This window comes from Alcanivorax sediminis, from assembly GCF_009601165.1.
GTDB classification, from domain to species: Bacteria; Pseudomonadota; Gammaproteobacteria; order Pseudomonadales; family Alcanivoracaceae; genus Alcanivorax; species Alcanivorax sediminis.
Genome location: NZ_WIRE01000004.1, coordinates 24989 through 45307 on the forward strand (window position 1 = coordinate 24989; position 20319 = coordinate 45307).

The 20319-nt window shown below is 59.2% G+C and carries 19 protein-coding genes and 1 tRNA gene; 8 read left to right on the forward strand and 12 right to left on the reverse strand.

Going from position 1 to position 20319, the window contains the following annotated elements; translation table 11 throughout:
- Positions 1–23 precede the first annotated feature (23 nt).
- From GFN93_RS16680 to GFN93_RS16690, 3 genes are all read right to left on the reverse strand, one after another.
- The gene (locus GFN93_RS16680) at positions 24–1151 is read right to left on the reverse strand and encodes an isocitrate/isopropylmalate dehydrogenase family protein (protein ID WP_153502436.1); all 1128 of its coding nucleotides are present in this window, start codon (positions 1149–1151) and stop codon (positions 24–26) included.
- A gap of 167 nt (positions 1152–1318) precedes the next feature.
- Positions 1319–2776 carry an NAD-dependent succinate-semialdehyde dehydrogenase gene (locus tag GFN93_RS16685; RefSeq protein ID WP_153502437.1) on the reverse strand — a complete coding sequence of 486 codons (1458 nt, stop codon included), beginning with the start codon at positions 2774–2776 and terminating at the stop codon, positions 1319–1321.
- A 277-nt stretch (positions 2777–3053) separates the two neighbouring features.
- Positions 3054–3872, reverse strand: coding sequence for an inositol monophosphatase family protein (locus GFN93_RS16690; protein ID WP_153502438.1), 819 nt, complete (start codon positions 3870–3872; stop codon positions 3054–3056).
- A gap of 160 nt (positions 3873–4032) precedes the next feature.
- Between GFN93_RS16690 and trmJ the strand changes: the two genes are divergently transcribed.
- Together trmJ and cysE are read left to right on the forward strand one after the other, a co-directional pair.
- On the forward strand, positions 4033–4806 hold the full coding sequence (trmJ, locus tag GFN93_RS16695) for a tRNA (cytosine(32)/uridine(32)-2'-O)-methyltransferase TrmJ (protein WP_153502439.1): 774 nt from the start codon (positions 4033–4035) through the stop codon (positions 4804–4806).
- Between the two features lie 53 nt (positions 4807–4859).
- The gene (gene cysE, locus GFN93_RS16700) at positions 4860–5627 is read left to right on the forward strand and encodes a serine O-acetyltransferase (protein WP_153502440.1); all 768 of its coding nucleotides are present in this window, start codon (positions 4860–4862) and stop codon (positions 5625–5627) included.
- Positions 5628–5741: 114 nt separating this feature from the next.
- Here cysE and ychF read toward each other — a convergent pair whose 3' ends face one another.
- On the reverse strand, positions 5742–6833 hold the full coding sequence (ychF, locus tag GFN93_RS16705) for a redox-regulated ATPase YchF (protein WP_153502441.1): 1092 nt from the start codon (positions 6831–6833) through the stop codon (positions 5742–5744).
- Between the two features lie 172 nt (positions 6834–7005).
- Between ychF and GFN93_RS16710 the strand changes: the two genes are divergently transcribed.
- Positions 7006–7746, forward strand: a complete 741-nt coding sequence (locus tag GFN93_RS16710; RefSeq protein ID WP_153502442.1) for a glutathione S-transferase family protein — start codon at positions 7006–7008, stop codon at positions 7744–7746.
- An 89-nt stretch (positions 7747–7835) separates the two neighbouring features.
- On the opposite strand, the gene pth is transcribed toward GFN93_RS16710, so the two are convergent.
- From pth to GFN93_RS16745, 7 genes are all read right to left on the reverse strand, one after another.
- Positions 7836–8423 carry an aminoacyl-tRNA hydrolase gene (gene pth / locus GFN93_RS16715; RefSeq protein WP_328594843.1) on the reverse strand — a complete coding sequence of 196 codons (588 nt, stop codon included), beginning with the start codon at positions 8421–8423 and terminating at the stop codon, positions 7836–7838.
- A gap of 8 nt (positions 8424–8431) precedes the next feature.
- A complete protein-coding gene (locus GFN93_RS16720) occupies positions 8432–9064 on the reverse strand; it encodes a 50S ribosomal protein L25/general stress protein Ctc (RefSeq protein ID WP_153502443.1) in 633 nt (210 codons plus the stop codon).
- Between the two features lie 205 nt (positions 9065–9269).
- Positions 9270–10229 carry a ribose-phosphate pyrophosphokinase gene (locus GFN93_RS16725; RefSeq protein WP_035231737.1) on the reverse strand — a complete coding sequence of 320 codons (960 nt, stop codon included), beginning with the start codon at positions 10227–10229 and terminating at the stop codon, positions 9270–9272.
- Between the two features lie 78 nt (positions 10230–10307).
- A tRNA-Gln gene (locus GFN93_RS16730) sits at positions 10308–10383 on the reverse strand.
- 24 nt (positions 10384–10407) lie between these two features.
- Positions 10408–11298 carry a 4-(cytidine 5'-diphospho)-2-C-methyl-D-erythritol kinase gene (ispE, locus tag GFN93_RS16735; RefSeq protein WP_153502444.1) on the reverse strand — a complete coding sequence of 297 codons (891 nt, stop codon included), beginning with the start codon at positions 11296–11298 and terminating at the stop codon, positions 10408–10410.
- Complete coding sequence (lolB, locus tag GFN93_RS16740; RefSeq protein ID WP_328594846.1) at positions 11295–11864, reverse strand: lipoprotein insertase outer membrane protein LolB; 570 nt, start codon at positions 11862–11864, stop codon at positions 11295–11297. Before lolB ends, ispE begins: the two co-directional genes overlap by 4 nt.
- Positions 11861–13573, reverse strand: coding sequence for a tetratricopeptide repeat protein (locus GFN93_RS16745; RefSeq protein WP_153502445.1), 1713 nt, complete (start codon positions 13571–13573; stop codon positions 11861–11863). The genes lolB and GFN93_RS16745 overlap by 4 nt, the downstream gene beginning before the upstream one ends.
- A gap of 225 nt (positions 13574–13798) precedes the next feature.
- Here GFN93_RS16745 and hemA point away from each other — a divergent pair, with 225 nt between their 5' ends.
- From hemA to GFN93_RS16770, 5 genes are all read left to right on the forward strand, one after another.
- Entirely contained in the window at positions 13799–15076 is a 1278-nt protein-coding gene (gene hemA, locus GFN93_RS16750) for a glutamyl-tRNA reductase (RefSeq protein ID WP_153502446.1), read from the forward strand.
- 27 nt (positions 15077–15103) lie between these two features.
- On the forward strand, positions 15104–16189 hold the full coding sequence (prfA, locus tag GFN93_RS16755; protein WP_153502447.1) for a peptide chain release factor 1: 1086 nt from the start codon (positions 15104–15106) through the stop codon (positions 16187–16189).
- A gap of 1 nt (position 16190) precedes the next feature.
- Positions 16191–17060, forward strand: coding sequence for a peptide chain release factor N(5)-glutamine methyltransferase (prmC, locus tag GFN93_RS16760; protein ID WP_153502448.1), 870 nt, complete (start codon positions 16191–16193; stop codon positions 17058–17060).
- 67 nt (positions 17061–17127) lie between these two features.
- Positions 17128–17880, forward strand: coding sequence for a HesA/MoeB/ThiF family protein (locus tag GFN93_RS16765; protein WP_153502449.1), 753 nt, complete (start codon positions 17128–17130; stop codon positions 17878–17880).
- An 86-nt stretch (positions 17881–17966) separates the two neighbouring features.
- On the forward strand, positions 17967–19691 hold the full coding sequence (locus GFN93_RS16770; RefSeq protein WP_153502450.1) for an ATP-binding response regulator: 1725 nt from the start codon (positions 17967–17969) through the stop codon (positions 19689–19691).
- Here GFN93_RS16770 and GFN93_RS16775 read toward each other — a convergent pair.
- Positions 19668–20312: a response regulator gene (locus GFN93_RS16775; RefSeq protein ID WP_153502451.1), complete on the reverse strand. Its 645-nt coding sequence runs from the start codon at positions 20310–20312 to the stop codon at positions 19668–19670. The two genes, GFN93_RS16770 and GFN93_RS16775, sit on opposite strands and share 24 nt — an antisense overlap.
- Positions 20313–20319 lie beyond the last annotated feature (7 nt).

Here is a 20319-nt window from a genome sequence, read left to right on the forward strand (position 1 = left end):
TCTGTCGCGCTTTGGCGGCGGGGTTATCCCGCAGCCAGTCGTTGACTCAGTCGTTGCCCGGTTTCTCTTGTTCCCGAGAAAGCGTGTTTCATATCTTCTGCAATCAGGTCATGCAGATGTTGTGCCGCATTGCCGATGGCCGGGTGTTTCGGGGCCAGATGATCAAGCAGCATGGCCAGGCTCATGAGGGTGGCTCTGGGGTCGGCCATATTGCGCCCGGCAATGTCCGGTGCGCTGCCATGAACCGGTTCGAACAGCCCGGGAATACGCTCGTCAGCCGGATTGAGATTGGCAGAGGGCGCCAGCCCCGGGCCGCCGCACAGTACCGCGGCCAGATCGGTCAGGATGTCACCGTGCAGGTTGCTCGCCACCACCACGTCGAAGCGCCAGGGGCACTGCACGAACTTCATGCACGCCGCATCCACCAGTTCATGATGGGTATCCACATCGGGGTACTCCTCGGCAATACGGACAAACGTCTCGGTATAGAGGTCACCCCAGAAGGGTTGTGCGTTGCGCTTGGTGATCAGACAAACCTGAGCGGTTTTTTCCTTGCCAAAGAGTCGTGTGCTGCCTCTCAATGTGGCGCGTTGTCGGGCACGCTCGAAGGCATGGCGAATCAATCGCTCTGTCGCACCAGCAGTGAACACTTCCACTTGAGTGGCCACTTCGCTGGGGGTGCCAGCGCGGAGGCGACCGCCCTGGTTGCTGTACTCTCCTTCGCTGTTTTCGCGGATCACCAGCATGTCCACATTGCAGGCACGTTCATCGGCGAGATACTGCGGTGCGCCAGGCAGCCACCGGGCAGGGCGTTCACAGGCCCACAGGTTAAGCCGCTTGCGCAACGCCAACAGCGGTGCAAGTGAAACACTGTCAGAAAGCAAATAGCGCTGCGGATCATCAATGGGGCCTGGGTCTCCCAGTGCTCCGAGCAGGATGGCATCGAACGCGCGCAATTGTGCCACCCCATCCCCAGGCATCATCTCGCCATGTTGCCGATGCCATTCATGGGATGGCCACTGAAACGTCGTCGCTTCTATCGGTAACTGAAACCGTGACACCAGTTCTGCCAGAATTTCCGCCGCAACGGTCATGACTTCAGGGCCGATGCCGTCACCGGGAAGCAATGCGATCTTCAGCGTTTCGGTCATCCGCAACTCCTTTTCAAGCCACAAGCCTCAAGCTACAAGCTGCAACACGGGACAGGTATGAGCAATCTGCTTAGTCCTGAGCCCGCGACTCATGGGGGATAGCGCGGATCTAATGCCTTTCAGTGTTAACTGAACTTTCCTCGCGTTGTAGCTTGCGGCTTGTAGCGTTAATTCCCCATACACAGGTATTTCTCTTCCAGATACTCATCCATACCCTGATGAGAACCCTCCCGGCCAAGGCCGGATTCCTTTACCCCGCCGAACGGTGCGGCGGCATTGGAGATGATGCCTTCATTGACGCCGACCATGCCGCTTTCCAGTGCCTCGGCTACGCGCCAGCAGCGATGAATGTTGTCGCTGTAGAAGTAGGCGGCCAGTCCGTAAGGCGTGTCGTTGGCGATGCGAATAGCGTCCTCTTCACTCTTGAAACTGATCACAGCGGCCAGCGGGCCGAAGGTTTCTTCGAGGCAAAGTTGTGCATCCGTTGTGACACCGGTTATCAGGGTGGGCTGTACAAAGCTGCCGCCTTTCTCGTGGCGTTGTCCGCCGGTGACGACGTTGGCGCCTTTGCCCAGTGCATCCTCAATGTGCTCGATGACCTTGTCAGCGGCACTGCGGTTGATCAGTGCTGCCTGGGTAACGCCTTCTTCAAGGCCATCGCCAATTTTCATGGCTTCGATGGCATTCTTGAGCTTTTCCACAAACGCATCATGAACGCTGTCCTGTACCAGGAAGCGGTTCACGCACACACACGTCTGCCCGGTGTTGCGGAACTTGCTGGCCATGGCGCCTTCCACGGCCTTGTCCAGATCGGCGTCGTCAAACACGATGAAAGGGGCGTTACCGCCCAATTCCAGCGACACCTTCTGAATATGTTTTGCGCACTGGGCCATCAGTTTACTGCCCACTTCAGTGGAGCCGGTAAAGCTCAGCTTTCGCACCACCGCTGAGTCGGTCAGTGCGTTTGAAATCGCACCTGCGCTGCCGGTGATCACATTGAAGACGCCGGCGGGAATGCCTGCGCGCTCTGCCAATACCGCGAGCGCCAGCGCGGAATAAGGCGTCGCACTGGCAGGTTTGACCACCATGGTGCAGCCGGCGGCGAGTGCGGCACCTGCCTTGCGTGTGATCATGGAGGAGGGGAAGTTCCATGGGGTGATGGCCGCGGTAACCCCGATGGGTTGCTTGATCACCACAATGCGCTGGCCGGGTTTGGCGCCGGGGATGGTGTCGCCATAGGCGCGTCGGGCTTCTTCAGAAAACCATTTCAGGAAGGACGCAGCGTAGGCGATCTCGCCTTTGGCTTCTGCCAATGGCTTGCCCTGTTCGAGCGTCATCAACCGGCCGAGATCGTCCTGGTGTTGCATCATCAGGTCGTGCCAGGTTTCCAGCAGGCTGGCGCGTTCGGCGGCGGTCTTGTCACGCCAGGCGGGGAAGGCGGCGTGGGCGGCATCGATGGCCCGGTTGGTTTCCGCTTCGCCCATTCGTGGCGCACTACCCAGCACCTGCTCGGTGGCAGGGTTATCAACCTGGAGGGTGCCGCCGTCGTCAGCATCGCACCATTGTCCGTTGATGTAGCACTGCTCACGGAAAAGTGCCTGATCCGATAACTTCACTGAGGTCATTCCGGGTCTCCTGGCCAACGAGTCAGTCTTTCACGCTAGCAAAGGAGGCACAGATGTCCATGCCGAATTACAAAAATCGGTTTGGGGTCTAAGGAAATAGTGCGACACGCATCACGGACCAGAGAATGACGCGGATCGGCTTCGGCGTGGACGTAGGGGGAGAGAGGCCGCGATTCACCGGGGCAGTGCAAGGCAATGGGGACGCGGCTCAAGTGGTGTCAGTGGGCACCAGGCTTGGGCCGCGTCGCAGCCGGAAGCGAGTAGCTCCTGGCTGTCTTTATCTGCGCAAGCCTTCCGTCAGATGCGGTTTGATTTTCTGTAGCAGGCCCTTGAAGACTTTCGGGCTGCCGGCGACGACGCCACCACTTTCCAGGAATTTATGACCACCGCTCAGGTCACCGACCAGACCCCCGGCTTCGGTAATCAGCAGGGCGCCTGCCGCCAGGTCCCACTCGGCCAGGCCGAATTCGAAGAAGCCATCCAGGCGACCAGCAGCCAGCCAGGCCAGGTCCAGTGCGGCAGAGCCGGGGCGACGCAGACCGGCGGTGCTGGCGGCGATATCGGCGAACATGCCCAGATAGGCATCCATGAACGGCGCTTGCTCCTTGCGGAACGGGAAGCCGGTGCCGATCAGGCACCCTTCCAGCCCGGGACGATTGGTGCAACGAATACGGCGACCGTTAAGCGCGGCGCCTCGACCACGGCTGGCGGTAAACTCTTCATCGCGATTGGGATCGTAGATGACCGCATGTTCCAGCTTGCCCCTGTACTTGAGGGCAATGGAGACACAGAACTGGGGGAAGCCATGAATGAAGTTGGTGGTGCCATCCAGGGGATCAATCACCCACTGGTAGTCGGCGCCTTCGCCCTTTCCGGCAATGATGCCGGATTCCTCGGCGAGGATGCCGTGGTCGGGATAGGCCTTCAGGATGGTTTCGATGATGCGTTTTTCAGCCGCGCGATCCACTTCGGTGACGAAGTCGTTCATGCCTTTCTTGGTGACAGAAACCGGATCACTGCTTTCCGCAGCGCGTCGAATCAGGTTACCCGCGGAACGGGCGGCTCGCAGGGCGATATTCACTTGCGGCGCATGCATGCGTCTGTCCTCAAAAAAGTCATTAGGGCTGTCAAAGAACGCCGGTAGACAGGGCGAGACCCTGACCGGGGCGCGGATTGTAGCAGAGCTCGGGCGTTCTGGGCAGCGCTCATGATAACATTGCCATCTTTTACGACCAGACCTCTGTACAGGAACGCTGATGCTGGAAAATGTGCGTATCGTGATGGTGGAAACCTCCCATCCCGGCAATATCGGGGCGGCCGCCAGGGCCATGAAGACCATGGGGCTGTCGGACCTGCGTCTGGTGCAGCCGCAGGCCTATCCCAGTGTGGAAGCCACTGCCCGCGCCTCCGGGGCGGGGGATGTCCTGGAAGCGGCCCAGGTGTGCCAGAGTGTGGATGAGGCGCTGGAAGGAGCAACGCTGGTGATTGGCACCAGTGCCCGTCAGCGCCGCATTCCCTGGCCCTGCCTGACGCCCCGTCAGCTGGCAGCCCAGCTGTCCCATGAGCCGGATGAAACCCGCATTGCGGTACTGTTCGGTCGTGAGGACCGCGGGCTGACCAATGATGAGCTGCGTCGTTGCAACTTGCATGTCAGCGTGCCGACCAACCCGGAGTACGGGGTGCTGAATGTGGCGTCGGCGGTGCAGCTGATCAGCTATGAGTTGCGGCTGGCATTACTCGGTGAGGATTTCGATCTTGAGGCATCCCGCTCCCGTCGAGAGGCGATGCCGTTGCCGGAGATGTTCTGGGATGAGCCGCTGGCCACCAATGAGGCGGTATCCGGATTCCTGGATCATCTCGAGAAAGTCATGGAACAGAGCGGCTTCCTCAATCCAGAGCAGCCTGGCCAGGTGATGACCCGCATGCGGCGTTTGTTTATGCGTGCCCGACCGGACAAAATGGAAATGAGCATTTTGCGGGGTGTGCTGGTGGCGCTGGAGAAGAAAATGAAGGGTGATGGCCAACCGTAACAGGGCGGGTAGTGCTGCATCCAACTGGGCCGTCGGTCCGAGAAGAGGTTTGTATGTTTGATCGAGTACGCGAGGACATCGCGTCGGTGTTCCATCGGGACCCGGCGGCACGTAACACGCTGGAAGTGTTGCTCAATTATCCGGGCCTGCATGCGGTGCTGTTTCACCGCCTGGCCCATGCTCTCTGGCGTCGCAATTTCAAGCAGCTGGCACGTTTCATCTCCACGTTTTCGCGTTGGCTCACGGGTATTGAAATTCACCCAGGTGCGCAGATCGGTCGTCGCTTTTTCATCGACCATGGAATGGGCGTGGTGATTGGTGAAACCGCTGAGATTGGCGATGATGTGACGCTGTATCACGGAGTCACCCTCGGCGGCACCAGCTGGAGCAAGGGCAAGCGCCATCCGACCCTCGAAGATGGTGTGGTGGTGGGCGCCGGGGCCAAGGTGCTGGGGCCTTTCGTGGTCCACAAGAATGCCAAGATTGGTTCTAACTCCGTAGTCACCAAGGAGGTGCCGGAAGGCGCTACCGTGGTCGGGATTCCCGGTCGTGTTATCAGCAAGCCGATGACAGAAAAAGAAAAGACCCGCCAGGAGATGGCAGAGAAAATTGGTTTCCAGGCTTATGGTGTCAGTAACGACATGCCTGACCCGGTGGCCGAAGCCATCCACTTGTTGCTTGATCACATGCATGCAGTGGACAACAAGCTGGATCGGGTTTGCACCAATCTGAAGAAGCAGGGAATTCAGGGTTGCGATGAAAAGTTGCCGGAGCTGAAAGATGAGGACTTCGAGCCGGTGAATGCGGGCGGCACGGACTGAAAAACCAGTTAATAGTTAATAATGAATAATTATTAGCGAAAGCAAAAAGGCCGCACCCGGCAGGGTGCGGCCTTTTTTTGCGTGTTGCATGAGGCGTGTTGCGTGAAGCTGCTCTTACACGTTAAAGCGGAAGTGCACCACGTCGCCGTCCTTGACGATGTATTCCTTGCCTTCCAGGCGCCATTTGCCTGCATCCTTGGCACCGGACTCGCCATTGTGCTCAACGTAATCGTCATAGGCGGTCACTTCGGCGCGGATGAAGCCCTTCTCGAAGTCGGAGTGGATCACGCCGGCGGCCTGCGGGGCAGTGGCACCCACCTTCACTGTCCAGGCGCGAACTTCCTTCTTGCCAGCGGTGAAGTATGTCTGCAGGCCAAGCAGGCTGAAGCCGGCGCGGATCACGCGGTTCAGGCCAGGTTCGGCCATGCCCAGATCGGCGAGGAAGTCGGCTTTCTCTTCATCGTCCAGCTCGGCAATCTCGGACTCAATCTTGGCGCAGATGGGCACCACGGAAGCGTTTTCCTTTTCCGCCAGCTCGCGCACGGCATCCAGTAGGGCGTTATCCTCAAAGCCGCTCTCATCCACGTTGGCGATGTACATGGTGGGTTTAAGCGTCAGCAGGTTCAGACTCTTGAGGGTTTTTCGCTCGTCGTCGCTCAATTCCACGGAACGAGCGGGTTCACCTTCGTTCAGGGCGGGAAGCACCTTCTCGAGTACTGGCAACAGGCCCTTGGCATCCTTGTCCTGTCCCTTGGCGGCCTTGGTGGCACGCAGGAGGGCTTTCTCTACGGTGTCCAGATCGGCCAGGGCCAGTTCGGTGTTGATCACCGAGATATCGTCCAGTGGGGAGACCTTGCCGGATACGTGGATCACGTTTTCATCGTCAAAGCAGCGCACCACATGGGCGATGGCGTCGGTCTCACGGATGTTGGCCAGGAACTTGTTGCCCAGGCCTTCACCTTTGGAGGCACCTGCGACCAGGCCGGCAATATCCACGAACTCCATGGTGGCAGGCATGACCCGCTCGGGATTGACGATGGCGGAGAGCTTGTCCAGACGGGGGTCCGGCACGGGAACTACACCGGTGTTGGGTTCAATGGTGCAGAACGGGAAGTTCTCGGCATCAATCCCCGCCTTGGTGAGTGCGTTGAACAGGGTGGATTTGCCCACGTTGGGCAGACCGACGATACCGCATTTGAAACCCATGACAGACCTCCATAATTCGAGGGCGCAATGCTACTCAAGGCGGGCTGAAAAAGCGACCACCACAGGGCGGAAAGCGCGGTTGCTGGCGGGACGGGATCGGCAGGCGCTGTTGCCGATGTGCCGCGCAAGGACTGGGCTAGACTGACTCCAATCATGGCCGGTTGATGACATTATGGCGGATCGAATCCTCTACCAATTCCCGATATCCCACTACTGCGAGAAGACCCGTTGGCAGCTGGATTACAAGGGCCTGGATTTCCAGGTCAAGAACCTGCTGCCCGGGCCCCATCGGGTGCGTACCCGGTTGATGGCCCGGATCGACACCCTGCCAGTTCTCAGGGATGGTCGCCGTACGGTCGGGGACTCCACCAGGATCGCCTATTACCTGGAAAAGTATTATCCGCAGCGCGGCCTGCTGCCGGCAGCGCCGGACCAGCGGGCACGGGTGATTGAGCTGGAGCAGAAGTTCGACCGCCTGGGGGTGGATGTGCGTCGCTGGCTGTATGGTCAGATCATTGATCGCCCGGAAGTCATGCAGGCCATGCTCAACCCCTATGGGTTGCCGAGAGCGGTACAGTCCGTATTGACCCCGTTGACACGGGAAGGGGTAAGGCGTCTTTACCGGATTGAGCCCAAAGCGGTGATGCGTTCCGAGCAGCGGCTGGAAGAGGGCTTGCAGCTACTGGAGGATACCCTGAAGAAGGGTAATGGCCAGTACCTGGTCGGTGAGCGGCTGACACTGGCAGACATTGCTGCTGCCAGCTTGCTGGCCCCTTTGCTGAGCCCGCCAGGTACGCCCTGGGACATCTTCGATGAAGGCACCCTGAAACCCGCGCTGCAGGTGCAGCTTCAGAAGCTTCGGGAGCGGCCAGCAGGGCAATGGGTGCTGGCTCGGTATGCGGGCGATCGCTAATCATTTGTTTCGAGTTTCGAAAAGCGAAAAGATCAGTGCTTTGGGGGATTGGGTTTTCGAGACTCGTGACTCGAAACTCGCTTCTGATTCTAGGCTTTAAACCCGTTCAGCCTGTTCATGGCGGTATCAAGGTCACCACGGAGCAGGTCAGGCGTGTAGTACACGGCTTCGTCGATGGCGCGCTCAATCAGATCCCGGTCAGCTTTTGAGGGCTTGTTGAGCACGTGCGGGGTCACCAGTGCGGCAGAGCCGGGGTGGCCAATGCCAAGACGCAGGCGGTAGAAGTCGCGGCTGTTACCATGCTTGCTGATGATGTCGCGCAGACCGTTGTGACCGCCGTGGCCGCCACCGAGCTTGAAGCGGGCGGTGCCGGGGGGCAGGTCAAGCTCGTCATGGGCGACGAGAATCTGCGAAATGGGGATCTTGAAGAAATTGGCCAGAGCGGCGGTGGCTTGGCCGCTGCGATTCATGAAGGTGGTCGGTACCAGCAAGCGAATAGTTTCGCCTTCAAAGGTAAATGTGCCGGTAAGGCCGAAATACTTCTTGTCTTCGGAAAGGAAAACGCCCTGGCGGCGAGCCAGGGCGTCCACGAACCAGACGCCGGCGTTGTGGCGGGTGTCTTCATACTCGCGGCCTGGATTGCCCAGGCCCACGATCAGTCGAACAGGTTCCGCCACGGTGCGTCTTATTCTTCGCTGGCGGCTTCTTCGCCTTCGTCGGCTTCAGCAGCACGAACTTTAGGCGCGTGAATCGCAGCAACCGGCTGGTCGTGGTCTTCGCCCAGCGCCAGCTGAGTCAGTTCCACGCCTTTCGGCAGTTTCAGGTCAGACAGGTGAACCACAGCATTCAGCTCAACGTCGGTCATGTCGACTTCGATGAACTCAGGCAGGTTCTGGGGCAGACAGCTCACTTCCACTTCGGAAATGTTGTGCTGGATCTCGCCGCCCTGCTTCTTCACGCCCACAGAGGCAGCTTCATTGATGAAGTGCAGCGGTACGTTCATGGTGATCTTGTGGGTCTTGTCCACGCGCAGGAAGTCTGCGTGAGTGGGGAAGCCCTTGGCCGGGTTGCGCTGCAGGTCACGCAGTACAGCTTGAACTTCCTTGCCATCAATCTTGAGGGTCAGGATGTGGCTGTAGAAGGCTTCGTTTTCCAGGGCCTTCTTCAGTTCACGCAGTTCAACACTGATCATCTGCGGCTCGGCTTCGCCACCGTAAACGATGCCAGGAACACGTTCTTGCAGACGACGCAGGCGGCGGCTCGCACCTTTCCCTGTATCGCTGCGGCTTTCTGCATTCAGCAGGAATTCATTGGACATGGTATGTCTCCAGTATGCTCTCAAGCTTCCCGCGACCAGGTCGGCCAGAGAGGTTAATAAAACCACGGACTATTCCGCGGGGGCGCGATTATGCATGAAAAGCACGCAGGACGCCAGACGCCTGATGTCCTGCGTGCCCAAAAACAAAAACCCGCTCGGAGAGCGGGTTTCAGCGTCAGGCGTCAAGCATTTGGCGTCCGGCGTTCTAAACCAGCTCCAGCCGGTCGAACATGGCGCTCAGGGACTCTTCGTTGTTCACCCGACGGATCGTCTCGGCGAGCATTGGTGCCAGGCTGAGAACGCGGATCTTGTCGCAGGCGCGGCCGGCTTCGGACAGCGGGATGGTGTCGGTAACGACCAGCTGGTCCAGCGAGCTGCCAGCGATGTTGTCGATGGCCGGGCCAGACAGTACCGGGTGGGTAATGTAGGCATATACCTTGGCGGCGCCGTGCTCTTTCAGGGCGTCAGCGGCCTTGCAGAGTGTGCCTGCGGTGTCGACCATGTCGTCTACCAGGATACAGGTGCGGCCTTTTACTTCACCGATGATATGCATGACCTGGGAGACGTTGGCCTTGGGGCGGCGCTTGTCGATGATGGCCAGATCGGCGTCGTTCAGTTGCTTGGCCAGGGCGCGGGCGCGGACTACGCCGCCCACGTCCGGGGAGACGACCATCAGGTCATCGTGCTTCTGGCGTTCGATATCAGCCACGATGAGCGGGGTGGCGTAAACGTTGTCTACCGGGATATCGAAGAAGCCCTGAATCTGATCGGCATGCAGGTCCACGGTCACCACACGGTCAATGCCCACGGTGGTGATCATGTCGGCCACCACCTTGGCCGTGATCGGCACACGGGCGGAGCGCACGCGGCGATCCTGGCGGGCATAACCAAAATACGGCATCACGGCGGTAATGCGGCCAGCGGAGGAGCGACGCAGGGCGTCGGCCATGACCAGCAGTTCCATGATGTTGTTGTTGGTGGGATTGCAGGTGGACTGGACAATGAAGACGTCCTTGCCACGGACATTTTCCTGAATCTCGACAGCCACTTCACCATCACTGAAGGTGCCCACATCGGCGTTGCCAATGGGCAGATTCAGATGGTTGACCATCGCGCGGGCCAGTTCGGGGGTAGCATTACCGGTGAAAACGACGAGCTTGGACACTGGCGCCTCTCTTCGTGATGACCTTAATGTCGTGAATTATGCCGGCCCCGGGGAAGGGGTGGGGCCGGTGAAGAAATATGGCTGGGGTACCAGGACTCGAACCTGGGAATAACGGGATCAAAACCCGCTGCCTTACCAACTTGGCTATACCCCAACACTCTTTCTCAGGTCTGCACTATTAATCAGTTTGTGCAGATTCGCCTGAATTCTGTGTCTCTCGAAACCTTGCCAGTGCCTCATGAAGAGGGGAGGTGTTTCTGCTTCGAGCGACGAAACCTGTCCAGTGTTGTGGCAACTGTTGCAGCAACTGCTGCCCCTGTTGCGATCCGGTCAGTCTTGCAAAGCAGCAAGCGCCTGTACCGGTCATGCGAGAGTTTCCCGCATGTTGCCTGAGCCAGTCCAGCGTCTTTCCTATTTCCGGAAAGTGCCGCTTTGCTACCGCTTCACAGTCGTTGTGAAAGTCGCGTGTTAGCACCGCCTCAAGCGAGGCCGGTAATTTACTGATGGGGGTATCCCTTGTCAATTCCCGGTCGCCGAAAATTCGAGCAGTTGATACATGAATTTGTGGGTGAACGACTAAAAAGTAGGCATCCGGTAGCGAAACCGGGGTGATTTTCTCTCCCACACCCTCTGCCCAGGCAGATTGACCTTTTACAAATACGGGTACATCGGCGCCCAGTGTCAGCCCGATTTCCGAGAGGGTGTCCAAAGACAAGCCCAGTGCCCAGAGCTGGTTGAGGCCGAGCAGGGTGGTGGCTGCGTCCGAAGAGCCGCCGCCAACACCTCCCCCCATCGGCAAGCGCTTGTGCAGGGTGATACGTGCACCCAGCGTGCAACCGGTGTGTTTACGGAGAGCCGCCGCGGCCTTGAGGATCAGGTTGCTCTCATCGCAGGGCAAAGACGGGTCGTCACAGCGCAGCGTGAGAGACTCTGACGGCTCGAAAGTGAGAGAGTCAGCTTGGTCCAGCAGGGCGAACAGGGTCTGCAGGCAGTGATAGCCGTCGGGTCGGCGGCCGGTGATGTGCAGAAAAAGGTTGATCTTGGCCGGGGCTGGCAGGGTCAGGGTCATGGCTTGCCTGGGGCCCATTGTTTGATCAGCAGGGTAAAACGGTTGCCATCCTGCTGCGCCTTGACCCGGTGCGGCAGGCTGACGCCGGCAACCGGCTGGTAGCGATCGAATTCCAGCTGCCAGCCCAGTTGCTCCAGCTGGATCAGCTGTTCATTCTCATCGTAACGTGCCTCGCCGGGGGCGCCAGGCCAGGGCAGACCCCGTGCCCAGTATTGCAGGGCAGAGATTGGCATCCAGAAGCCGGTCAGGTGCCAGGCAAGCTCGCCGGGGCTGCGCGCCTGATACTGCTCCTTGGCGGTGATCAGTTCTGCGCGGCCCGGATCCCAGCGCAGTTCCGCGCTGCCAAAGCCCAGTGGTCCAGAGAAACGGATATCGCCACGGGTGGGTTGCTGGCGCCACTCAAAGGTGGCGCTGCCGCCATCGTTCTCCGTGCGGTAACCCAGCTTGCCATCCATTTGCCAGCGTTCAATCTGGCTGGGGTGGGTGAAGGTGTCCGTGGCGGTGGGGCGGGTTTGGCAGCCGACCAGAATCAGGGAGAGGGCTGCCAGGGTAATGAGCGCTTTCACAGACGGGCTCCAAGTCTTTCCATGGTTTCACGGACATGGGCGGCGTCCGGATTGCTGTTCAGGGTGTCGCGCCAGACTTCACGGGCCTGGTTCTGGGCGCCCATGACCCAGAGGACTTCACCATAGTGGGCGGCAACTTCCGGATCGGGGAACTTTTCGTAGGCGCGCCGCAGAAAATTGCGCGCTTCCTTCAGTTTGCCCTGGCGATATAGCACCCAGCCCATGGAATCGAGAATGGCCGGGTCATCCGGACTCAACTCCAGGGCGCGTGATACATAGCGGTGTGCTTCATCCAGCCGGGTGGTGCGATCGGCCAGGGTGTAGCCCAGCGCATTGAGGGCGCTGGGGTCATCCGGGTTAAGGGAGAGGATATGCTTCAGGTCCGCTTCCAGTTGGGCCAGGTCGTCGGCTTTCTCTGCCATCATGGCGCGGCTATAGCGCAGTTCGGTATTGTCCGGGTCGTTTTCCAGGGCGTCGCTGAGCAGCTCCCGGGCCTTTTGGCTGTGCCCATTGCTGTTCAGCATCTCTGCTTCGCTGAGTGTCAGGCTGGTTGCCATCTCGGGATGTTGCAGTTTGAGACTGTTGAGCAGTGCATGGGCCTGCTCGAGCTGGCCCTGGCGGCTGAGTAGCCGGGCAGCCTGAACGCGGGCGCGAACCGCTTGAGGGCCGCCAACCTTGAGATAGTGGTCGATGGCAGCGTCCAGATTGGCCTGTTGCTCCTCGCCCTGCGCCAGATAGAGGTGGACATCGTCCGGGCGGTAATTGATGGCCAGTAACTGCTGCAGTTGATCCCGTGCGGTGTCCGTGGCGCCGGCTTCCAGGGCCAACAAGGCCAGGGAGAACTTGAGATCCAGATCATCGGGGTTGCGCTCAGCCATGATGGTGAGCTGCTTCTCGGCCTGTTTGATCTCGCCCGTGGCCAGCAACATGCGAACGTAGGTAATGCGGGCGCGACGGGAATTAGGGTATTTGCGCACGATCTTCTTGAGATGGCGCAACGCCTGATTTGGCTCTCCCAGCTTGTAAAGCAGCTGCGCCTTGAGCAGCAGGGCATCTTCATGCCGGGGCATGCGCTTCAGTGCTTCTTCGTTGGCATCCAGTGCGGCCTCCAGCTTGCCCTCCCGCTCCTGCCACAGGGCGCGTGCATACCATAGCGGTGCCTGTTCTGGATATTGGTCCGTCAGCTGGGCCAGGGCCTGTACCAGTTGCAGGTTGCCTTCCGCATCCAGCCCTCGGGCCTTTGCGACTAGCCGGCCGAGTGCCTGCTCGCCATGGGCTCCCAGCAAGGTATCCAGATAGTGAGTGGCGGCGTCGGTATTGCCCAGGCGAATTTCAGAGAGAATGGCCAGCTGCAGCGCTTCTTCGTTCTCGGGGTCTTGTTCAAGGCGTTGCTGGCTCAGCAGCAGGGCTTGATGATGGTCTTCCAGATAGTGAGCCAGCTGGGAGGCCTGGCTAAGGAGCTGGGGGTCACCGGTGGATTTGGCGACCTCGGTGTAGTAACCCAGTGTGACACCATAGGCCTGACGTTGTGCGGCGACCTCGGCCACCAGCAGGTCGGCCAGCTCTGCGCTGTCATAGCTGTGAGCATTGGCTGGGGCCGTGCTGGCTTGAGCCGGGGTCGGGGAGCCAGTGACGGTATCCGCAGGTTGGGTGCTGCATCCTTGCAGGAGCAGAAGGCCGCATAGCGGCAAAGACAAAAGACGCGTCATTAAAGGAAATTAGCCTGATTTCTGTTTCAGCTATCATGGCACAGAGGTCAGTGCACCGAAAACCATATTGCGACGACAGGCAGAGTCTATGGCCCATATCATTGTTTTGGTGGGCGCTTTCACGCAAAATGCCACTCCCTTGCGCCCCGGATTTTGGGGCAAGCAGGCTGACTGGTACGGACGGGCAAGGGTGCCGCCCGTTGCGACTGACGGGCTCGGGAAGTTATGAATCTGGTTGCTGTTGGCGTTAATCACACCACTGCCGATGTGGAGATACGCGAACGCCTGGCGTTTTCCACGCAGCAGGCGCAGGCAGCGCTGGCCAGCCTTCGAGACATGCCCGGTGTCCGTGAAGCTGCGCTTCTGTCTACGTGTAATCGCACCGAACTCTATTGCCTGACCGATGAAAGCGGTCCGGATCTGGTGGACTGGCTGGCCCAGCGTCGCAGCCTGAGCCGCGACAAACTGATGTCCATACTCTATCAACATCAGGGTGAGCAGGCGCTCGAGCATATGATGCGGGTGGCCGGTGGGCTAGATTCCCTGGTGCTGGGCGAGCCGCAGATTCTTGGCCAGATGCGTGAAGCCTATGCGCGTGCCCATGAGGCGGGCCTGCTCAATGGTGAGCTGTCCCGCCTGTTCCAGGAAGTCTTCTCGGTGGCCAAGCGCATCCGCACCGAAACCGGTATTGGTGCCAATCCGGTGTCGGTGGCTTACGCCGCCGTATCGTTTGCTCGCCACATTTTTGCCGACCTGAAGAAAAGCCGGGCGCTGTTGATCGGTGCCGGTGAGATGATCGAACTGGTGGCGCGCCACCTCAGTGAGCAACAGGTCAGCGAGATTACCATTGCCAACCGCACCGCCGCGCGTGCCAGCGAACTGGCTGCCAGTGTCGGCGGGCGGGGGATTAGCCTGGAAGAGCTGCCGGTGGCGCTGGAGCATGCCGATATCCTGATTTCCTGTACTGCCGCCCCGTTACCGATCCTTGGAAAGGGGATGGTGGAGCGGGCGCTGAAGCAGCGCCGCCACCGGCCCATGTTCATGGTGGATATTGCCGTACCCCGTGATATCGAACCGGAAGTGGGCGATCTGGACGATGTGTATTTGTACACCGTGGACCACCTGCAAGAAGCCATTCAGGAAAACGTGCGCGCCCGTCAGGAGGCAGCGCAGGAAGCCGCCGAACTGATTCGTGATGCCATTGTTCGGCATCGCCGCCAGCGCCGTGAACAGGATGCGGTTTCTGTGCTGCGAGAATACCGTGAGCAGCGTACCGAGCTGGCGGCGGGAGAGCTGGACAAGGCCCTTCAACAATTGCAGAACGGCGGAGACCCGGAAGAAGTGTTGCGCCGTTTTCAGCATTCCCTGGTCAACAAGTGGCTCCACGGCCCCAGTGTGACCCTGCGCCGTATGGCGGCCGAAGGTCGCGCCGAGGCACTGCTCACTGCCCGCGAGTTGCTGCTCGACGATGATGACAAGACTGATCTGTCTGACCCGGAATAAACACTGCCCTGACGGGTTGAGGAAAGTATGAAAGCGTCTCTGCAAACCAAGCTGGACAAGCTGGCCGATCGGTTCGAGGAACTGTCCGGTCTGCTGTCTGATCCCGACGTGATCGGCAACCAGAACCGTTTTCGTGATCTGTCCCGTGAATATTCGGAAATTGATCCGGTGGTGAAATGCTACCGCGACTATCTGCAAGCCGTGGATAACCTGGAGGCGGCCCGCGCCATGCAGGACGATAGCGATCCGGAAATGCGTGAGATGGGAGCGGAAGAAGCTCGCGACGCGCAGGTTCGCATGGATGAGCTGGCCGGCGATCTGCAGATGTTGATGTTGCCGAAGGACCCCCGCGACGGTTCAAACGTGTTTTTGGAAGTGCGCGCCGGTACCGGTGGCGATGAAGCTGCCATCTTTGCCGGTGATCTTTTTCGCATGTATTCCAAATATGCCGACCGCATGGGCTGGAAGGTGGAGCTGGTGAGCGCCAGTGAGGGCGAGCACGGTGGCTATAAGGAAGTGATTGCCCGAGTCATTGGCGACGGTGTGTATTCCCGACTGAAATTCGAGTCGGGTGCTCACCGCGTGCAGCGTGTGCCCGCCACGGAATCCCAGGGCCGAATCCATACCTCCGCCTGTACCGTGGCGATCATGGCCGAGGCGGAAGATCTGGGTGATATCCAGATTCGTAACGAAGACCTGCGCATCGATACCTACCGTTCCTCCGGGGCCGGTGGACAGCATGTGAACACCACCGACTCTGCAGTAAGGATTACACACCTCCCCACTGGCGTGGTGGTGGAGTGTCAGGATGAGCGCAGCCAGCACAAGAACAAGGCCAAAGCCATGAGCCTGTTGAGCGCCAGACTGTATGATGCCCAGCAGAATGCCGCCCACGCTGAGCAGGCTGCAGAACGGAAATCCCTGGTGGGCTCCGGTGATCGCTCAGAGCGGATTCGCACCTACAATTATCCCCAGGGCCGGGTCACGGATCACCGCATCAACCTGACCCTGTACCGTCTCTCTGAAGTGATGGAGGGGGACCTGGACGAAGTGCTGGGTGCGCTGCTGGCCGAGTACCAGGCAGACCAACTGGCTGCGCTGGGCGAGCAGTAACATGCGCATTGATGCCGCCCTGCGTGATGCCCGCAGCCGGTTGGCATCATCGCCCTCTGCGGCGCTGGATGCAGAGTTGCTGCTTTGTCATGTACTGGGCCAGACCCGTACCTGGCTATTCACCTGGTCCGACCGTGAGCTGAATACCGCGCAACTGGCCGCGTTTGAAGCACTGTTGGCGCGTCGCGAAATCGGGGAGCCGGTAGCGCATCTGACTGGTGAGCGCGAATTCTTCGGTCGCCCTTTTCGGGTGACTGCCGACACCCTGATCCCCCGCCCTGACACGGAAACCCTGATCGAGGTGGCCCTGGCGCTGCCGCTGCCAGCCGCGTCACGGGTGGTGGATTTGGGCGCTGGAACCGGTGCCATTGGTATCACCCTGGCGCTGGAGCAGCCCGACTGGCAGGTAACGCTGGTTGATCTCAGTGAAGCGGCCTTGCAGGTGGCCAGGCAAAATGCCAAACAGCTGAACTCGCCGGTGCAGTGTCTATCCGGTAGTTGGCTCACGCCCTGCGACGGGCTGTTCGATCTGATTGTCAGTAATCCTCCCTACATCGATGATGCGGATCACCATCTGCAGCAGGGCGACGTACGCTTTGAGCCTCGCTCGGCGCTGGTGGCGGCAGACCATGGGCTGGCGGATCTGGTCGAGATCGTTCGCCAGGCCACCAGCAAACTGGTAGCCGGGGGCTGGCTGATGTTGGAGCATGGTTTTGAGCAGGGCGCCGCCGTGCGATCCCTGCTTGTTGATGCCGGCTTCGACACGGTGCGCACAGAGCAGGACCTGGGGGGCAACGATCGCGTTACCCTGGGGCGTTTTTCGGTGAATGATGAACAGTCAACAGCGAAACCCGGGCTGACACAGGGCTGAGATTGCCGAAGGCGACTCTAGCCGATTTTATTGATGAGACACGTGTTTCGTGCAGCGGTAGCTAACCATGTTTAATGATGAGCAGCTTGAACGATACAGTCGCCAGCTCATGGTCAATGAGGTGGACCTGGCCGGGCAGGAAGCACTGTCCGCAGCACGGGTGTTGATCATTGGTTGTGGTGGCCTTGCCAATCCGGCGGCGCTGTATCTGGCCGGGGCTGGCGTTGGTGAGCTGGTGCTGGCGGATGATGATGTGGTCGAGTTGAGCAACCTGCATCGTCAGGTAGCCTTTCGGGGTGGGCAGCTCAATCTGCCCAAGGCGCAAGCGCTGCGTGATCAACTCCAGCAACTGAACCCGGATGTAGACGTGCGCGCTTGTGTGATGCGCGTGGATGCCGACTGGCTGGACAGGGAAGTGGCGGCGGCGACTCTGGTGCTGGACTGCAGCGATAACTTTGCGACCCGCCAGGCAGTCAATCGGGCATGTGTGGCTCACCGGGTTCCCCTGGTCAGTGGTGCGGCCATTCGCATGGACGGGCAGCTGGCTTCCTTCGATCTTCGCCTGCCGGATTCGGCTTGCTATGCCTGTGTGTATGGTGATGGTGAAGAGGGGGATCTGGCCTGCAATCAGGCGGGTATTGTCGGGCCGGTGGTGGGTGTCATCGGGACGCTGCAGGCCTTGGCCGCCATGCAATTGCTCATGGGGCAGACATTGCCTCAACGATTGCAGTTGTTTGAAGGCCGCTCCCTGAGCTGGCGAGATATCGCCATACGTCGCGATCCAGGTTGCCCGGTGTGTGGAGCTGTCTCGACCCCGTGATATCTTTTTGATCTGCCTTTTATTTGGGTTGAACTGAGGCGCGCCCGTTTCAAGGGGGGCGTCGTCATTATGGGGAAGCGTTAAGGATGATGATTCCTTTCAAGAAGCATGAGCATGCCGCACAAATTGATCATGCCAGGCTGGTGCAATCCATGTCTGAGCTGCGGCCTCACCTGGTAGGCAGCATCTTCGGCGCGGCGCTGGTATGGTTCGTGTTTCGGGGAGAAGCATCAGCGTTTGCCAATACGTTGTGGTTGTCGACGCATGGCTTGCTGCTGGTTTTCGCTCTGCTCTGTTTTCTGTTTTATTACTGGCGCCCAAGTGGATTGACGGTGTCCCAATGGGGAGACCTGAATGCGCTGATAGTGTTCGCCATGGGGAGCGCCTGGGGTCTGGCGCCTTTTGCCTTTCTGCAAACTGAAAACCCGGTCTATATCGTCACCCTGATCAGTATTCTCATCGGCGTGTGTACCAGTCCTTCCGCCACAATGGCGTTGTACCCGCTCAGCTACTTCCTGTTTATTACACCGATTCTGGCATCCCTCACCTGGCATCTGAATCAGCTCGATTTCGGCCAGAATATTATTATCCGACTACTGGTGCCGATCTTCTGGTGCTTTCTTCTTGGCTACAGCTTGAACCTGCATCGCTTGCAGATTCGACTGCTGCGCCTGCAGGTAGAGAAGGATAATGCGCTGGCGGAGGCGGAGCAGGCCAACGCGTCCAAGTCCCGCTTTCTGGCGTCGGCCAGCCATGATATTCGCCAGCCCTTGCAGGCTGCGAACCTTTTTCTGTCCTCATTGGAAAGGCAGGTGGACAGTGAGGAGGGCAAGGTGCTCTACGGTCGTCTGCAGGATGCCCTCAGCAGCATGACGGAGTTGCTCAACAGCCTACTGGATATTTCCCGTCTGGACTCCCAGTCTGTTGCGGTTCACAAGGAAGATATGGCGCTGGCGCCATTACTGGACAAGCTGGCGCAAAGCGTAGAGGCACAGGCTCAGGCAAAGGGGGTGACGTTTCGCCTTACAGGGCATGCAGTTTTTGTAAAAAGTGATGCCCTGTTGCTGGAAAGAATCCTGTCCAACTTGTTGGCAAACGCGTTGCGTTATACCAAGCAGGGCAGTATCACCTTGCGAGCCGAGCAGCAGGGGAAGCGGGTCCGGATTCGGGTGCAGGATACCGGACCGGGGATTCCTGCCGAGGAACACGAGGCCATTTTTTCCGAGTTTTATCAGCTTGCGAATCCGGAGCGTGACAGCCGCAAGGGCTTGGGGCTTGGTCTGGCTATTGTCAGTCGCTTGTGTGCCTTGCTTGGGCACCGGGTCCTGATTGATTCCGTTCCCGGCGAGGGGGCCTGCTTCACTATCGAACTGGATGCGGGCAATGCTCCGGTGACCGTCGTTGGGAGTGTGACCCGCGATCAGTGGATGTTGCCCGCCCTGAATGTGTTGGTGGTGGATGATGAATGTGCTATTCGCGAGGGGATGGCCACCCTGTTGGGGCAGTGGGGCCTGGTAGTACGGGAGGCGGAGTCGTTGCAGGAGGCACAGCAGGTGGTGCTTTCGGGCTGGCTGCCAGATGTGGTGCTGACAGACTTCCGGTTGCGTGGAAATCAGTCCGGTGAGGATGTGATTGATGGCCTGAAGACAGCGCTTGGCCGTGAGATCCCGGCGATAATGGTGACCGGCGACACGGATCCGCAAACCCTTGAGCGGGTCAGGGAGAAGGTCAGTCTGGTGTTATTTAAACCGGTGAAGGCGCCGCAACTGAGGGCCGCCTTACAGCGATTAGTGCGCCACCTGTCCGAGTAAACCCGCGCGTTCAGCGCAACGGACACACTCCACCCGGTTTGCTGCATCAAAATTTCGAAGCAGGGCTTTAACGTGGGATTTGACGGTGTGCTCGCTGAGAAAAAGAATATTGGCGATTTCCTGGTTGCCATAACCTTGCTGCATGAGCCTCAGTACATCCAGCTGGCGGCGAGTGATGCGATGGCTGGCGGCGATGCGGGCCGTTTCTTCTTCGGGTTCAATGTCGGGTAGTTGATCAAGGCGTGTCTTCAGGTCATCGGGCAAAAAAAAGTGCCCGGCCATGATGCGCTCAATCGCTAGCTTAATGTGCTGAACGGGAAGGGCTTTGGGAATGAAGCCCATGGCCCCCTCATCCAGGCAGCGTTTGATTTTCCAGTTGTCTTCAGCCGCCGACATGATGGCCACCGGGGCCACAACACCTCTGGCAAAGAGTGCCTTAAGCAGGGCTTGACCATCCATGCCAGGCAGTCCCAGATCAACCAGAATAAGGTCTGCATCAGGGTGCTGTTCTGCCAGCAACAGACCTTCCTCCGCATTGGATGCGGTGTGGATGTCGTGTCCCAGAATTGCTTTCAGACCTTCGACGAAGAGCGCGTGATCGTCGATATGCACAATTTTCATGCGCTCA

Coding starts and splice junctions, on each gene's coding strand:
- GFN93_RS16680 (WP_153502436.1), bottom strand. CDS start 1,151: ATGACCGAAACGCTGAAGATCGCATTGCTTCCCGGTGACGGCATCGGC.
- GFN93_RS16685 (WP_153502437.1), bottom strand. CDS start 2,776: ATGACCTCAGTGAAGTTATCGGATCAGGCACTTTTCCGTGAGCAGTGC.
- GFN93_RS16690 (WP_153502438.1), bottom strand. CDS start 3,872: ATGCATGCGCCGCAAGTGAATATCGCCCTGCGAGCCGCCCGTTCCGCG.
- trmJ (WP_153502439.1), top strand. CDS start 4,033: ATGCTGGAAAATGTGCGTATCGTGATGGTGGAAACCTCCCATCCCGGC.
- cysE (WP_153502440.1), top strand. CDS start 4,860: ATGTTTGATCGAGTACGCGAGGACATCGCGTCGGTGTTCCATCGGGAC.
- ychF (WP_153502441.1), bottom strand. CDS start 6,833: ATGGGTTTCAAATGCGGTATCGTCGGTCTGCCCAACGTGGGCAAATCC.
- GFN93_RS16710 (WP_153502442.1), top strand. CDS start 7,006: ATGGCGGATCGAATCCTCTACCAATTCCCGATATCCCACTACTGCGAG.
- GFN93_RS16720 (WP_153502443.1), bottom strand. CDS start 9,064: ATGTCCAATGAATTCCTGCTGAATGCAGAAAGCCGCAGCGATACAGGG.
- ispE (WP_153502444.1), bottom strand. CDS start 11,298: ATGACCCTGACCCTGCCAGCCCCGGCCAAGATCAACCTTTTTCTGCAC.
- GFN93_RS16745 (WP_153502445.1), bottom strand. CDS start 13,573: ATGACGCGTCTTTTGTCTTTGCCGCTATGCGGCCTTCTGCTCCTGCAA.
- hemA (WP_153502446.1), top strand. CDS start 13,799: ATGAATCTGGTTGCTGTTGGCGTTAATCACACCACTGCCGATGTGGAG.
- prfA (WP_153502447.1), top strand. CDS start 15,104: ATGAAAGCGTCTCTGCAAACCAAGCTGGACAAGCTGGCCGATCGGTTC.
- prmC (WP_153502448.1), top strand. CDS start 16,191: ATGCGCATTGATGCCGCCCTGCGTGATGCCCGCAGCCGGTTGGCATCA.
- GFN93_RS16765 (WP_153502449.1), top strand. CDS start 17,128: ATGTTTAATGATGAGCAGCTTGAACGATACAGTCGCCAGCTCATGGTC.
- GFN93_RS16770 (WP_153502450.1), top strand. CDS start 17,967: ATGATGATTCCTTTCAAGAAGCATGAGCATGCCGCACAAATTGATCAT.
- GFN93_RS16775 (WP_153502451.1), bottom strand. CDS start 20,312: ATGAAAATTGTGCATATCGACGATCACGCGCTCTTCGTCGAAGGTCTG.